The sequence below is a fragment of the Pseudomonas asgharzadehiana genome (assembly GCF_019139815.1).
GTDB classification, from domain to species: domain Bacteria; phylum Pseudomonadota; class Gammaproteobacteria; order Pseudomonadales; family Pseudomonadaceae; genus Aquipseudomonas; species Aquipseudomonas asgharzadehiana.
In genome coordinates this window covers 4,444,368-4,458,156 of sequence record NZ_CP077079.1, presented here as the reverse complement: position 1 = coordinate 4,458,156, position 13,789 = coordinate 4,444,368, and the positions used below count along the sequence as shown (strand labels likewise).

Below are 13,789 nucleotides of genomic sequence, written 5' to 3'. Positions count from 1 at the left end.
TATTCGCCACTTCCGCGGTTACAGGAAGACAAACTTGGCAATGAAAATCGCACACAACGCCCACAGGCTCACGGAAATTTCCTTGTGCTTGCCGGTGCCGGCCTTGAGCGCCACGTAGGTGATAAAGCCCAGGGCGATACCGTCGGCGACCGAAAAGGTCAGCGGCATCATGATCATGGTGACAATCGCCGGAATGCTGTCGGTGGCGTCGTCCCACTCGATTTGCGCCATGCCGCTCATCATCAGCATCGCCACGTAGATCAACGCACCCGCTGTGGCATACGCCGGAATCATGCCGGCCAGCGGCGCGAAAAACATCGCGGCGACAAACAAAACGCCCACGGTGACGGCGGTCAACCCGGTGCGCCCACCCGCGGCCACGCCGGCGGCGCTTTCCACATAACTGGTCACCGGTGGCACGCCGACCATGGCGCCGAACACGCTGGACGCACTGTCGGCCTTCAAGGCACGGGACAGGTTTTCGATCCGGCCGTCGGCGTTCACCAGGCCCGCGCGCTGGGCCACGCCCATCAAGGTGCCGGCGGTGTCGAACATGTGCACGAACAGGAACGCAAACACCACGCTGATCATGCTGACGTTGAACACGCCCATCACGTCCATGGCCATCCAGGTCGGCGCCAGGCTCGGCGGGCTGGCGACGATGCCTTGGTACTGCACCAGGCCCAGGCGCCAACCCGCCAGGGTCACGGCGATGATGCTGAGCAGGATCGCGCCGAACACGCGGTGATAGCTGAGGATCGCGATTAACAGAAAACAGATGGCCGCCAGCAGCGGCGCGGGCTCATGCAGCGAGCCCAGCTTGATCAGAGTGGCTGGGCTGTCGACGATGATGCCGGCGGTTTTCAGGCCGATCACCCCCAGGAACAAACCGACGCCCGCGCCCATGGCGTGGCGCAGGCTCACGGGAATGCTGTTGAGCAGCCATTCACGAATGCGCGACAGGGTCAGGATCATGAACAGCACCCCTGAGATAAACACCGCACCCAGCGCGGTCTCCCAGTTGTAGCCCATGGTGCCGACCACGGTGTAGGTAAAAAACGCATTCAGCCCCATCCCTGGTGCCAGGCCTACAGGCCAGTTGGCATACAGGCCCATCAGCAGGCAGCCCAGCGCAGCGGCGATGCAGGTGGCGACAAAGGCCGCGCCGTGATCGATGCCGGCGTCGGCCATGATGTTGGGGTTGACGAAGATGATGTAGGCCATGGTGATGAAGGTGGTGAGGCCGGCGATCAGCTCGGTCTTCACTGTGGTGCCATGCAAGCGCAGTTTAAACAGGCGTTCCAGCCAGCCGCTGTGCGGTATGGCGTGGTCGAGCGTTGGGGCTTCGGATTTGCGGCTATCCACAGCGAGTACTCCTCAAGCATTTTATTGTTATGGCCAGCGCGCGGGCGCTGTGAGGTACTGGCGGGTTTGTTGACTAATAGGTCAGGAACTCGCACGAAGCGAATTATGCTTTTGTATACAAATAAAGCAAATAATGTTTTTGATTATGTACTCAGAATTGGATGAAAGGCTAATTCACCCACTCAGGGCCTGATTGACCGCCAACCATCCGGCCACCGCCTCTTCCCCGGTTTCACTGAACGCACGCTGCAACAGCTTTACCTGTTCACGGCGCAACGACTGCTCGAAACGCCGGCCTTCGTCGGTCAACTCCAGCAAGCGTTTGCGCTTGTCGGTCTCGGACGCAATGCTCTGCACCAGGTGCATTTCCTGCAATTGGCGCAGCGGCATGTTCAGCGCCTGCTTGCTCACGCCGAGTAATTCCAACAGCTCTTTGACGCTCAACGCCGGGTAGCGCGCGATAAAAAACACAATGCGCTGGTGCACCCGGCTCAGGCCGCGCCGCTCGAGCATTTCGTCAGCCTTGGCGGTAAAGGCCTGGTAGCCGAAGAAGAACGCTTCCATGGCGAGTTGCTGACTGGTCTGGTTTTTAAGGTCAAGCATATTGACGTATCCACTCAAGTCGTCGTAGTTTCGGTCAACCAGTTTGACGTATTTCCCACAGCCTCCGCCAGCGGTGACCTCCATGCCCTTCTCTGAACGTGTTACCCGCCTTAAAAGCTCCTTGATCCGTGAAATCCTCGCGGCAGCCCAGCGCCCGGAAGTGATGTCATTTGCCGCAGGCCTGCCGGCCGAAGCCATGTTGCCCGCGCTGAACTGGGACGACATGCCGCTGAACATCGGCCAATACGGCATGAGCGAAGGCGAGCCGCAGCTGCGCGAGTTGCTCGCCGCCCAAGCCCGCGCCCTGGGCGTGCCGTGCCAGGCCAGCCAGGTGCTGGTGGTCAGCGGTTCCCAGCAAACCCTGGACCTGGCGGCCAAGCTGTATATCGATAAAGGCACGCAGATCCTGCTGGAAGGCCCGACCTACCTGGCCGCATTGCAGATCTTCCAGCTGTTCGGCGCCGAATGCCTCACCGTGCCGCTGGAAGCCGACGGCCCGGACCTGGCCGCGTTGCGCGCCAATCTCGAACGCCATCATCCGGCCTTCATCTACCTGATCCCGACCTTCCAGAACCCGTCGGCCGTGCGCTACAGCGAAGCCAAGCGTGACGCCGTGGCGGCCCTGCTCGATGAGTTCGGCGTGACCCTGATCGAAGACGAACCCTACCGCGAACTGTCCTTCGACGGTGGCAGCGCGCGACCGATCGTCAGCCGCCTGCACAAGGCCAGCTGGATCTACACCGGCACCGTGTCCAAAACCCTGTTGCCCGGCTTGCGTGTCGGCTACCTGATCGCCAGCCCGGACCTGTTCCCGCACCTGCTCAAGCTCAAGCAATCGGCAGACCTGCATACCAACCGTGTGGGCCAGTGGCAGGCGATGCAGTGGGTCGGCAGCGAAAAATATCAGCAACACCTGCTGCAATTGCGCAGCTTTTACCGTGAGCGCCGCGATGCGTTCCAGACCGCGCTCGAGCATCACTTTGGCGATTTGGCCGACTGGCAGGTGCCTCAGGGCGGATTATTCTTCTGGCTGACCTTGAAACGGCCGCTGGACACCCGCACCTTATTGCCCCAAGCGTTGCAGCAGAATGTGGCGTTCATGCCCGGTGAACCGTTCTTCTCCGAGCCGGACCAGCACCTGGGCTCGTTGCGCCTCAATTTCAGCCATATCGACCCGGCCCGCCTGGATGAAGGCCTCAAGCGCCTGGCCAGCGTGATCCGTCAAGCACAGCACGCGCAAGCGGCATAAGGGGAGCCCCATGTACAAGGTTTATGGCGATTACCGTTCGGGCAACTGCTACAAGGTCAAGTTGATGCTGAACCTGTTGGGCATCCGGTACGAATGGGTGAATGTCGACATCCTCAACGGCGACACCCAGACCGCAGAGTTCCTGGCCAAGAACCCCAACGGCAAGATCCCGGTGCTGGAACTGGAAGACGGCACCTGCCTGTGGGAGTCCAACGCGATTCTCAACTTCCTCGCCGACGGCAGCGAATTTTTGCCGAGCGAGCCGCGCTTGCGCACGCAAGTGCTGCAATGGCAGTTCTTCGAGCAGTACAGCCACGAGCCGTACATTGCAGTGGCGCGGTTTATCCAGTTTTACCTGAACATGCCGGAGGATCGTCTTGAGGAATACAAGACGACCCACAAGGGCGGTTACAAAGCCCTGCGCGTGATGGAACGGCAACTGCAGGCCACGCCCTACCTGGTGGGCGAGCAGTATTCGATTGCCGACATCGCGTTGTATGCCTACACCCATGTGGCGCATGAAGGTGGTTTCGACCTGGCGCCTTACCCGGCTGTGCAGGCATGGTTGCAACGAGTGGCCAGCCACCCCAAGCATGTCTCGATGCTGGACTAAACACAGATTAAATGTGGGGTGGTTTGTCAGATAGTTCGTCGCTCAATAGGTCAAAACACTGCCGCGCCGCCGGGCTCAGCCCCATCCCGCTGCGACTGATCAGCCCGATCTCCCGGTTTACGCCGGGATGGTCGATGTTGATGCGCTTCAACCCCTCCAGGCTGTCCGCCGCCGATTCCGGCAGCACGCTGATCCCCAAGCCCTGGCGCACCAACGCCAGCACCGTCGACATGTAGTTGGCCTCCATGCCTGCGGTCATCGTCAGCCGCATCTGATCGAACAAGGCGTCCACCTGCTCGCGCACACTGCTGTCGCGCCCGGTCAGGATGATCGGCTGGTCCGCCAATTGCTCCAGCGTCAACCGGCGGTGACGGGCGAGGGGATGACCCAGCGGCACGAACGCACACAGCCGGTCATTCAGCACCGGTACAAAATCCAGCCCGTGGCTCAGCCGTGCGCGTACGCCGATGCCGAAGTCCACCAGGCCTTCACGCACCTGGGCATGGATGCGGTGCGCGACCAGGTCATGCAAGCGCACGTCGATCCCGGCAAAGCGTTCGCGAAACAGGCGCAAGGCCGGCGGCAGGGCTCCTGCGCACACCGAGGGCAGGGCGGCAATGCTGACCACGCCGCGGCGCAAGGCGGCGAGGTCGCGTGAGCCCGTGACGATGTTGTCCAGGTCCAGCAGCAGCTTTTCCATGGGGCCGCGCGCTTCCTGGCCGGCGGCGGTGATGCTCACATGGCGCGGGCTGCGATCGAGCAGGGGGACGCCGAGCCAGTCTTCCAACTGTTGCACTTGCACGGTGAGGGCCGAAGGTGACAGATGCAATTCGTTGGCAGCCTTGGTGAAGCTGCCCGTCCGCGCTACCGCGAGAAAGGCTTGTATGTGCTGGATAGAGTTCTTCATAGCGATCGCTTCATTTTGTTTTTCCGAACATACCAGGCCGAATATTCCAATTTACAAAGACTAACCCGCTTCCAATACTCCTGGGAAAACAATAACCGGCCGCAAAGGCCGCTCTGGAGTAACCCATGCTCGCTACCCTGGGTGTCATCACCATCCTGTGCCTGCTCGCTGCCGTCATGAGCAAACGCCTCTCGCCATTGGTGGCCCTGATCGCCTTGCCGATCATCGCCGCGCTGCTTGGCGGGTTCGGCCTGCAAACCAGTGCCTTCATCATTACCGGGATCAAGAACGTCGCCCCCGTGGTGGGCATGTTTGTCTTTGCGATTCTGTTTTTCGGGATCATGACCGATGCCGGCATGCTCGACCCCATCATTGATCGCATCCTGCGCACGGTCGGCACGCGGCCCACGCGCATTGTGGTCGGCACCGCGACCCTGGCGCTGTTGGTACACCTGGACGGTTCCGGCGCGGTGACATTCCTGGTGACGGTGCCGGCGATGCTGCCGCTGTACACGCGGCTGGGCATCGACAAGCGCATCCTCGCCTGTGTATGCGCCATGGCCGCCGGGGTCAATTTCCTGCCTTGGACCGGGCCGGTGCTGCGCTCGTCGGCGGCGCTGCATGTGCCGGTCGCGGACCTGTTCCAGCCGCTGATCCCGGTGCAGATCGTCGGGCTTATCTTTGTTTTCGCCTGTGCCTGGTGGCTGGGCCACCGTGAAGAAAAACGCCTGGGCCTGGGGGCCGGTTCCAGCGTGGAGGCGGTGCCACAACGGGTGCTCAGCGACGACGACATCAAGCTGCGTCGCCCAGGGCTGTTTTGGCTCAACCTGATGCTCACCGTGCTGGTGATGGTGGTGATGATCGCCGGCTGGGTCGACCCGGTGGTGATGTTCATGCTCGGCACCGTGGTGGCGTTGTGCATCAACTACCCCAATGTCGACGCCCAGCGCGCACGTATCGACGCCCATGCCAAAACCGCGTTGACCATGGCCAGCATTCTGCTCGCCGCCGGCGTGTTTACCGGCATCATGCAAGGCACCGGCATGCTCAAGGCGATTGCCGAAGTGGCGGTGGCGCAGATTCCCGCCGGCCACGGCAAGCTGATCCCCGCAGTGGTGGGCTTTATGTCCATGCCGCTGAGCATGCTGTTTGACCCCGACTCCTATTATTTTGGCGTGATGCCGGTGATCGCCGAAGTGGGCAAAGCCCTGGGGGTCGACCCGTTGCAAGTGGCCCAGGCTTCGCTGTTGGGCGTGCATACCACCGGATTCCCGGTCAGCCCGCTGACCCCCGCGACCTTCCTGCTGGTGGGCCTGTGCAAGATCGAATTAGCCGATCACCAGCGCTTCACCATTCCATTTCTGTTCGCCGCGTCGGTGTTGATGACCCTGACGGCGCTGCTCCTGGGAGTGATTTAAATGAAAACCTTGCGCATCGGTTCCGGCGCCGGCTATTCCGGCGACCGTATCGAACCTGCCGTGGAACTGGCCGAACAGGGCGACCTGGATTACCTAGTGTTCGAATGCCTGGCCGAACGCACCATCGCCCTGGCGCAACAGGCGCGTATCAGCGACCCACAGGGCGGCTATGACCCGCTGCTGAGTGAGCGTATGCGGCGTGTTTTGCCGTGTGTAGGCGCGCAGGCCGGGCGCCGTCGCCTGCGGGTGATCACCAACATGGGCGCGGCCAACCCGGTGGCGGCGGCGATTGAAGTGCGGCGGATAGCCGGGGAGCTGGGCTTGAACCTCAAGGTCGTCGCCGTGGTGGGCGATGACGTGCTCAGCGTCTTGAACCCCGAGCAGTTGTTGGATAACGGCCAGACGGTTGGCGCGCTGGGTAAACGGCTGATTTCCGCGAATGCCTACCTGGGCGTCGACGGCATCCTAGAGGCCCTGCGCGCCGAGGCCGATGTGGTGATCACCGGGCGCGTGGCTGACCCTTCGCTGTTCCTGGCGCCGCAGATGTTTGAGTTCGGCTGGGCGGCGGACGATTGGCAACGGCTGGGGCGCGGCACGTTGGTGGGGCATTTGCTGGAATGTGCGGGGCAGGTCAGCGGCGGTTATTTTGCCGACCCTGGTTTCAAGGATGTTGACGACTTGGCGCGCCTGGGTTTCCCGCTGGCTGAAGTCGACGCCGAAGGTGAAGCCGTGATCACCAAGGTCGCAGGCTCCGGTGGACGGGTGAGCCGGGCAACCTGCATCGAGCAATTGATCTACGAAGTGCACGATCCGGCGGCGTACCTGACGCCCGATGTGACCGCCGACTTTTCCCAGGTGGGTTTTGTCGAGGATAGCCTTGATCGGGTACGTGCCCAAGGCGCGGCGGGGCGGGCACGGCCGGAGCAATTGAAGGTCAGCGTCGGTTATCTGGACGGTTGGATCGGTGAAGGGCAGATGTCCTACGGCGGCCCCGGCGCAGTCGCACGGGCGCAGTTGGCGCGGGATGTCGTACTCAAACGCCTGGAATTGATGGGTGTAAAGATGCACGACGTGCGCGCCGAGTTGATCGGTATGGACGCGCTGCACGGCCCGCGCAGCAGTGTCGAACCCTGGGAAGTGCGCCTGCGCATCGCCGCGCGTTGTGAGGAGCGCAGCGACGCGGTGCGCGTGGGCAACGAGGTGGAAACCCTCTACACCAACGGCCCGTCCGGCGGCGGCGGGGCCAGTAAAAGCCTACGGCAGGTGGTGGCGGTGGCGTCGCTGCTGCTGACGCGTGGTGCGGTCAACCCGAGGATCGAAGCATGAAACTGCATAACCTGGCCCATTCCCGTACCGGGGACAAGGGCGATACCTCGAACATTTCGATCATTGCCTATCGCAAGGAAGACTACCCGTTACTGTGCGAGCAGCTCACGGCTGCGCGGGTGGCCGAGTTTTTTGCCGGGCTGCTGGAGCCGGGCGCGGCGCCGGTGCGACGCTATGAGTTGCCGAATGTGCAGGCGCTGAACTTCGTGTTGCCGGGGATATTGCGCGGCGGCGTGACCCGCTCGCTGGCGCTGGATGCTCATGGCAAGTGCCTGGGCTCGGCACTGTTGAGCATGGATCTGCCAATACCGAACTAATGTGGGAGGGATGCAAGCCCCCACATTAGATGGCACACGCCTCTCAGATGGCGGCGAAGCGTTTGTCCAGGTAGTCGATGATCACCTTGGAATCGTACATCCAGGTGGTCTGGCCATTTTCTTCGATACGCAGGCACGGCACCTTGATCTTGCCGCCTTGCTCCAGCAGGGTCTGGCGGTCCTGTTCGTTGTTCTTCGCGTCCTTGAGCGCCACCGGCACATTCAGGCGGTGCAGGGTACGGCGGGTCTTCACGCAGAACGGGCAGGCGTGGAATTGATACAGGGTCAAGCCCTTGGCGGCATCGTTGACCTGCGCCTGTTGCTCGGCGGTGCGCTGCTTTTTGCGCGGGCGGGTCAGGAAGTCGCCCGCGATGATGATTTGGCCGAGACCGACTCGAAGTGCTTTGACGAACATGGCTGAAAGCCTCTTGCCCATGAAGAAGGGGTCGCAGCTTACCTGAATTTTGCGGGCGAAAAAAAACCGGCGATGAACGCCGGTTGCTTTCTACGCAGCCTTTACTTGATCAGGCTGAGGAATTCGCTGCGGGTGGCCGCGTTTTCGCGGAACTCACCCAGCATCACCGAGGTGATCATCGACGAATTCTGCTTCTCCACACCGCGCATCATCATGCACATGTGCTTGGCCTCGATCACTACCGCCACGCCCAGGGCGCCGGTCACTTGCAGTACCGCATCGGCGATCTGGCGGCTGAGGTTTTCCTGGATCTGCAGACGACGCGCATACATGTCGACAATCCGCGCGACCTTCGACAGGCCCAGCACTTTGCCGCTCGGGATATACGCGACGTGAGCCTTGCCGATAAACGGCAGCAGGTGATGTTCGCACAGCGAGTACAGCTCGATGTCCTTGACCAGCACCATTTCGCTGTTATCGGAGCTGAACAAGGCACCGTTGGTGACTTCTTCGAGCGTCTGCTCATAACCGCGGCAGAGATACTGCATCGCCTTGGCGGCACGCTTTGGCGTGTCGAGCAGGCCCTCGCGGGAGACGTCCTCGCCGAGTTGGCCGAGGATCTCTGTGTAATTGTGTTCCAGGGACATGAAACTACCTGTGGGATTTTCGCAAAGCGCAAGGTTACGGTGGTGGACACATCGCTGCAAGCCTGACGGTGGCACTTGTTACTCGTCCCGCCCTTCCATCATCGTGCGCTTGAGCATCACATACACCGCGCCCGCGCCGCCGTGACGGGCCTGGCAGGAGGTAAAGCCGAGTACCTGGGCATGCTGGCGCAGCCAGGTATTGACGTGGCTCTTGATCATCGGCCGCTTGCCGTCCAGTCGCACGGCCTTGCCGTGGGTGACGCGCACGCAGCGGATTTCGAATTTGGTGGCTTCGGCGAGGAAGGCCCACAGGGTTTCCCGGGCTTTTTCCACGGTCATGCCGTGCAGGTCCAGGCTGCCTTCGAATGGGATCTGGCCAGCCTTGAGCTTGCGCATCTGGCTTTCCTGCACGCCGTCGCGGGCCCACATCAGCTCGTCTTCGGGCCCGACATCAATCACGAACTGATCCGACAGGCCATCCACGGTGGTGGCGTGGGTACGCACGGTAGCGGCCTGGCGCAGCGTGGCGATCTGCGCGCGATCAGCTTTGGGTTTACCGGTGTCGGCGCGGTCGTGCTTGATCGGCTTGACGCCGCGCAGCTCGTTTTTGAACAGGGAAAAATCGTCGTCTTGCATGGTGGCCTCCGCGAAGGGCGGGCAGTTTACCTAATCGCGGCGGCCAGGGCGCAGGAAACGCTATCCAAGCGCCACTAGTCGTGCTTTTTCATCAGGTGCGAAGCGATGTTAAGCGACAGTGGCTGGCGCATTTTGCGCCGGCTGCGGCGCCACAACCACACGCCCAGCCACAGCACCAGTAGGCCGATCCCCGCTAGGAGGGCCGAACCACCAGGGCTGGCATTCAGTTCGCCAAGGGCCGGTGAATGCCCCAACAAACCGGCGCCACCTGCGCCGGCCAGCAACAGACCAACAATCGCCAGCAGCGCCGCAATGCACGCCAACAGGCGCAGACGCCAATTGCTCGGGCCCTTGGGGCGCAAGCGACGAGCGTCAAAACCATCGGATATCTTCATTCCGACCTTTCCTCCAGGGTATCGGCCCTTCGACCGGAAGATACACAGGTTGTTCCTGTACCGAAGGTAAATGCGCCAAATGAGGAGGCTTTGCGGATGAGCGGGCCGTACCCGGCACCGCTCATCGAGGGGCAGTCAGATCAGATCCTTGGTCAGCGCGAGGGTGGCGAAGTTGTCCGCCATGATCGCCATTTCAGTCTGCTGCACGTGCTCGGCGCTCAGGATGCCGCCTTTATAGGGCAGGTCGCGGGTGGCGCAGGCGTCTTCCACCAGCGTGCAGCGAAAACCCAGGTTCTTGGCGGCGCGCACCGTGGTGCTGACGCTGGAGTGGCTCATGAAACCGCACACGATCAGGTCCAGGGAGCCGAGGTCCTGCAGGTGTTTTTCCAGGCCAGTGCCGTGGAAGGCGCTCGGCAGCAACTTGCCGATGATGGTTTCGTCGCCTTCGGGCTCAAGGCCGGGAATGAATTCCCCGCGCTCGCCTTGCGGGTCAAACAGGCCGCCGACGGTGCCCAGGTGGCGCACATGCACGATCGGGCGCCCGGCGTTGCGTGCCGCGTCAACCAATTGTTTGATGTTGCCGACGGCGGCGTCCATGCCCGAAAGGGCGAGCGGGCCGCTGAGGTATTCCTTCTGGGCGTCGATGATCACGAGGGTCGCATGGTTGAGGTTGGCTGCTGCATAACCGCGACCGCTGAGTTGAAACATCGTCTTTGGAACGGACATTCTGGGGGCTCCTGTGAGGGGGGCTTTTGCGACATTGTCCACTGGCTGAGCGGTTCTGTGAATCGCTACTATCGTAAGGTACGCCGTTGCTGGCGTGCAGCCTTGTCAAGTAGGCGGCTTGTTTATCGCAATAGTGGCAAATTGGATGAAATCCGACATACGGTGCCGAGGGTTTCGTACATCGTCGGTACAGGCGAAGGCTGTTAGAATCGCCAGTCGTTTTTTCAGGAGTCTGCCCCCGTGATCACTTCCCGCCTGCGCACCTTGCGCGACCATATCCGTTGGGCTGTCAGCCGTTTCCATGGGGAAGACCTGTTTTTTGGACACGGTACCGACAATGCCTGGGACGAAGCCCGGCAATTGGTGCTCGGCGCCGTGCATTTGCCGTGGGAAATTGCCGACAGCTACCTGGACTGCAACCTGGAAGAAGAGGAAATCTCTCACGTTCAGCGCTTGCTGCATCGCCGTATCCACGAGCGCGTGCCCACCGCCTACCTGCTGGGTGAGGCCTGGTTCTGCGGCATGTCGTTTATCGTCGACAAGCGGGTGCTGATCCCGCGCTCTCCCATTGGAGAGTTGATCGAAAACCGCTTCGAACCCTGGCTGGCGCAGCCGCCGGCCCGCATTCTCGATTTGTGTACCGGCTCCGGCTGCATCGGCATTGCCTGCGCCTACGAGTTCCCGGACGCCGAAGTGGTGCTGGGCGACTTGTCCTTCGAAGCCTTGGAAGTGGCTAACCAGAACATTGAGCGCCATGGCGCCGACGAGCGCGTGTACACCGTGCAGGGCGATGGCTTCGACGGCCTGCCGGGCCAGCGCTTTGACCTGATTGTGTCGAACCCGCCGTATGTGGATGCCGAAGACTTCGCCGACATGCCCGACGAATACCAGCACGAGCCGGAACTGGGCCTGGCCTGTGGTGACGACGGCTTGAACCTGGTGCGACGGATGCTCGCCGAAGCGGCGGACCACCTGACCGAGAAAGGTTTGCTGATTGTCGAAGTGGGCAACAGCCAAGTGCACGTCGAGGCGCTGTACCCGGAAGTGGACTTTGCCTGGCTGGAGTTCCAGCGCGGTGGGCACGGCGTGTTTATGCTCACTGCCGAGCAGTGCCGCCAGCACCAGGCGGTGTTTGCGGCGCGTATCTAACTGTAAACAGAGCCAATGTGAGAGGGGGCTTGCTCCCGATAGCGGTCTGTCAGGCACTGCATTGAGTGACTGACACCCCCCTCATGCATGTTTGATTGCATGCCGGTCCATTACCGGTGCGTGGCAATCCAGATCAGCAACCCCGCCTGAAACACCGTAAATGCCACCAAACAGGTGATGGTAAACCGTAGCCCGCTGTCCTCACGCTTGAACTTGGTGACCTTTTCTTCCTCCTTGCGCAGCTTCACTTCCTGCTCCAGCAGGTTGTGCTCGGCCTGTTGCAACATCTGCGCGGCTTCGAGGATCTCCACGAACTGCACTTTCTCGGTGTTCCAGCTGTCCAGCACGTCGCTGACCTTGCCGGGCTGCACGTTGCCTTTCAAATGCTGCACATCGGCGTAGGCCACATCAAAGCCCTGGATACGCAGGAAGTGATCGCGACGCAGGCGCGTGGCTTCGTTGAGCGCGTCTTTGTTGGACAGGTCGACACCGTCGACGCGGTAATGCGACCACTTCTTTTTCGCCCACGCCGCCGCTTGGGCCACGAGGAAACGGCCGATGCCGCGGTTGGCCGGTTCGATTTCCAGGCTGTTGCCCGGGCCGAAGTGCACGCGATGGGTATCGTGGTCGACCCAGATATCCAGATGGTTCTGCTCGCGGCGCACACGTTGCCCCGGAAGTTGGATGACCATGCGCAACAGGCTGTGGTGTTTGTCATGGCGCTCGGCATAGCCGAACTGCACGAACCGCAACGGCCGCGCACCGGTGGCACGGTCCGTGGCCAGTGGGGCCAGGCGCAGCATCTTGAAATGCTCGGCCTGAACGTCTGCCCACGGCAGCGACGCCATGTCGACGGCCGCGGTTTTTTCAGCCGTGGTGTCGGCGGTCGGTTCGGGTGTTGCTTCTGTGGTAGTCATGCGACGCGATCCTGTCCAAGCCTTGCGAGCCGACAGTCTTTTGACTGCCGACTGTGGGCTTATCGGCCGCTTTTCCCAAGACTGGAGGCCAATTGCCGCTTAATTGGGTTGAAGTTCATCGATAAAGCGCACCACCCGTTCACCCAGTTCGGCGGCGAGGGGCAGCTTCGGGTCGTTATAGGAGGCCAGTTGTTGCTTCACCTCGTTGGGCACGATGCGCATCACATGATTCATGCCTTCAATCACCGTCAACTGCGCGTCCGGCTTGGCCCGTTTCAGTTGCTGGGCATCGCCGACGCCTACCTGGATATCATGCGTGCCCTGGATGATCAGCGCAGGCATGCGCAGTTTGGCAAAGGCCGCGCGAGGGTCGGCGCGAAACAGGCTGATCAGGTAAGGCTGGACGCTGGGCCGGAAAATGCCTTCCAGCGGGCCGGGCACGTCGGTATCCACTTGGCCGGCCTTCAGGTGATCAAGGATTTCATTACTGCGCAGCAGCAGGGCTGGGGGCAGGTGATCGGCCAGTTGCTGGCGGATCACCTGGTCTACCGGGCGCGCGCTGCCGGACAGCGAGATGACGCCCGCCGGGTCTAATTGCGGCGCAGCCAGGGCTGCCACCAGCGCACCTTCACTATGGCCCAGCACAATCAACGGGCCCATGCGTTTGTCGGTCTTGAGCAATTGGCCCCAGGCCACCGCATCGGCGACGTAGGCATCAAGGGTCAGGTTGCGTTCATCCGGGGTGGCGGCGAGGCTGGCGGCCACGCCGCGCTTGTCATAGCGCACGCTGGCGATGTTATGCCGGGCCAGTACCCAGGCCAGGCGCTTGAGGCTGTCGTTGCGCGCGCCGTCGGCGCTGTTGCCGTTGCGGTCGGTGGGGCCGGAACCGGCGATGATCAGCACCACCGGCACCGGCTTGTCGGACTGTGGCAACAGCAGTGAGCCGAACAGCTCGCCGCTGCCGGTGTCCAGGCTGATAGGGCGTTGCAGTACGACGGGGGAGGCGGCGTGGGCCACGGCGGTAAACAAGGTCAGGGTAAGAAGCAGGACTCGAAGCATCATCGCGCCATCATGAGGAGGTGCCGGTTGGACCAACGTCCACCGGT

At 61.8% G+C, this 13,789-nt stretch carries 16 protein-coding genes; 6 read left to right on the top strand and 10 right to left on the bottom strand.

Going from position 1 to position 13,789, the window contains the following annotated elements; genetic code table 11:
- Nucleotides 1-18: 18 nt before the first annotated feature.
- Nucleotides 19-1,365, bottom strand: a complete 1,347-nt coding sequence (locus KSS96_RS20115; RefSeq protein WP_217855269.1) for an NCS2 family permease — start codon at nucleotides 1,363-1,365, stop codon at nucleotides 19-21.
- 174 nt (nucleotides 1,366-1,539) lie between these two features.
- Complete coding sequence (locus KSS96_RS20110; protein ID WP_026067248.1) at nucleotides 1,540-1,968, bottom strand: MarR family winged helix-turn-helix transcriptional regulator; 429 nt, start codon at nucleotides 1,966-1,968, stop codon at nucleotides 1,540-1,542.
- 82 nt (nucleotides 1,969-2,050) lie between these two features.
- Here KSS96_RS20110 and KSS96_RS20105 point away from each other — a divergent pair, with 82 nt between their 5' ends.
- Together KSS96_RS20105 and KSS96_RS20100 are read left to right on the top strand one after the other, a co-directional pair.
- A complete protein-coding gene (locus tag KSS96_RS20105) occupies nucleotides 2,051-3,217 on the top strand; it encodes an aminotransferase-like domain-containing protein (protein ID WP_068937084.1) in 1,167 nt (388 codons plus the stop codon).
- 10 nt (nucleotides 3,218-3,227) lie between these two features.
- Nucleotides 3,228-3,830 carry a glutathione S-transferase family protein gene (locus KSS96_RS20100; protein ID WP_217855267.1) on the top strand — a complete coding sequence of 201 codons (603 nt, stop codon included), beginning with the start codon at nucleotides 3,228-3,230 and terminating at the stop codon, nucleotides 3,828-3,830.
- A 7-nt stretch (nucleotides 3,831-3,837) separates the two neighbouring features.
- Here KSS96_RS20100 and KSS96_RS20095 read toward each other — a convergent pair whose 3' ends face one another.
- The gene (locus KSS96_RS20095) at nucleotides 3,838-4,737 is read right to left on the bottom strand and encodes a LysR family transcriptional regulator (RefSeq protein ID WP_065876490.1); all 900 of its coding nucleotides are present in this window, start codon (nucleotides 4,735-4,737) and stop codon (nucleotides 3,838-3,840) included.
- A 125-nt stretch (nucleotides 4,738-4,862) separates the two neighbouring features.
- On the opposite strand from KSS96_RS20095, the gene KSS96_RS20090 reads away from it, so the two are divergent.
- From KSS96_RS20090 to KSS96_RS20080, 3 genes are read left to right on the top strand one after another with little or no spacing between them, the layout of a single operon-like run.
- The gene (locus KSS96_RS20090) at nucleotides 4,863-6,155 is read left to right on the top strand and encodes a CitMHS family transporter (RefSeq protein ID WP_017527694.1); all 1,293 of its coding nucleotides are present in this window, start codon (nucleotides 4,863-4,865) and stop codon (nucleotides 6,153-6,155) included.
- Nucleotides 6,156-7,481 carry an acyclic terpene utilization AtuA family protein gene (locus tag KSS96_RS20085; protein WP_217855266.1) on the top strand — a complete coding sequence of 442 codons (1,326 nt, stop codon included), beginning with the start codon at nucleotides 6,156-6,158 and terminating at the stop codon, nucleotides 7,479-7,481.
- The gene (locus tag KSS96_RS20080; RefSeq protein WP_017527696.1) at nucleotides 7,478-7,798 is read left to right on the top strand and encodes an AtuA-related protein; all 321 of its coding nucleotides are present in this window, start codon (nucleotides 7,478-7,480) and stop codon (nucleotides 7,796-7,798) included. Before KSS96_RS20085 ends, KSS96_RS20080 begins: the two co-directional genes overlap by 4 nt.
- Before the next feature lie 43 nt (nucleotides 7,799-7,841).
- Here KSS96_RS20080 and KSS96_RS20075 read toward each other — a convergent pair whose 3' ends face one another.
- The 5 genes from KSS96_RS20075 to KSS96_RS20055 all read right to left on the bottom strand — a co-directional run bounded on the left by KSS96_RS20075 (nucleotide 7,842) and on the right by KSS96_RS20055 (nucleotide 10,617).
- Nucleotides 7,842-8,213 carry a glutathione S-transferase N-terminal domain-containing protein gene (locus tag KSS96_RS20075; RefSeq protein WP_065876492.1) on the bottom strand — a complete coding sequence of 124 codons (372 nt, stop codon included), beginning with the start codon at nucleotides 8,211-8,213 and terminating at the stop codon, nucleotides 7,842-7,844.
- A gap of 101 nt (nucleotides 8,214-8,314) precedes the next feature.
- A complete protein-coding gene (gene folE, locus KSS96_RS20070) occupies nucleotides 8,315-8,860 on the bottom strand; it encodes a GTP cyclohydrolase I FolE (protein ID WP_017527698.1) in 546 nt (181 codons plus the stop codon).
- Between the two features lie 78 nt (nucleotides 8,861-8,938).
- Nucleotides 8,939-9,496 (bottom strand): Smr/MutS family protein, encoded by a 558-nt coding sequence (locus KSS96_RS20065; protein WP_017527699.1) that lies wholly within the window; start codon nucleotides 9,494-9,496, stop codon nucleotides 8,939-8,941.
- 74 nt (nucleotides 9,497-9,570) lie between these two features.
- Nucleotides 9,571-9,891 (bottom strand): hypothetical protein, encoded by a 321-nt coding sequence (locus tag KSS96_RS20060; protein WP_017527700.1) that lies wholly within the window; start codon nucleotides 9,889-9,891, stop codon nucleotides 9,571-9,573.
- A gap of 135 nt (nucleotides 9,892-10,026) precedes the next feature.
- Nucleotides 10,027-10,617: a cysteine hydrolase family protein gene (locus tag KSS96_RS20055; protein ID WP_017527701.1), complete on the bottom strand. Its 591-nt coding sequence runs from the start codon at nucleotides 10,615-10,617 to the stop codon at nucleotides 10,027-10,029.
- A gap of 240 nt (nucleotides 10,618-10,857) precedes the next feature.
- Between KSS96_RS20055 and prmB the strand changes: the two genes are divergently transcribed.
- Nucleotides 10,858-11,766, top strand: coding sequence for a 50S ribosomal protein L3 N(5)-glutamine methyltransferase (gene prmB / locus KSS96_RS20050; RefSeq protein WP_065876493.1), 909 nt, complete (start codon nucleotides 10,858-10,860; stop codon nucleotides 11,764-11,766).
- A gap of 110 nt (nucleotides 11,767-11,876) precedes the next feature.
- Here the strand turns inward: prmB and KSS96_RS20045 are convergent, their stop codons facing one another.
- Nucleotides 11,877-12,683, bottom strand: coding sequence for a hypothetical protein (locus tag KSS96_RS20045; protein WP_065876494.1), 807 nt, complete (start codon nucleotides 12,681-12,683; stop codon nucleotides 11,877-11,879).
- A gap of 99 nt (nucleotides 12,684-12,782) precedes the next feature.
- Nucleotides 12,783-13,745 (bottom strand): alpha/beta hydrolase, encoded by a 963-nt coding sequence (locus tag KSS96_RS20040; RefSeq protein WP_017527704.1) that lies wholly within the window; start codon nucleotides 13,743-13,745, stop codon nucleotides 12,783-12,785.
- Nucleotides 13,746-13,789 lie beyond the last annotated feature (44 nt).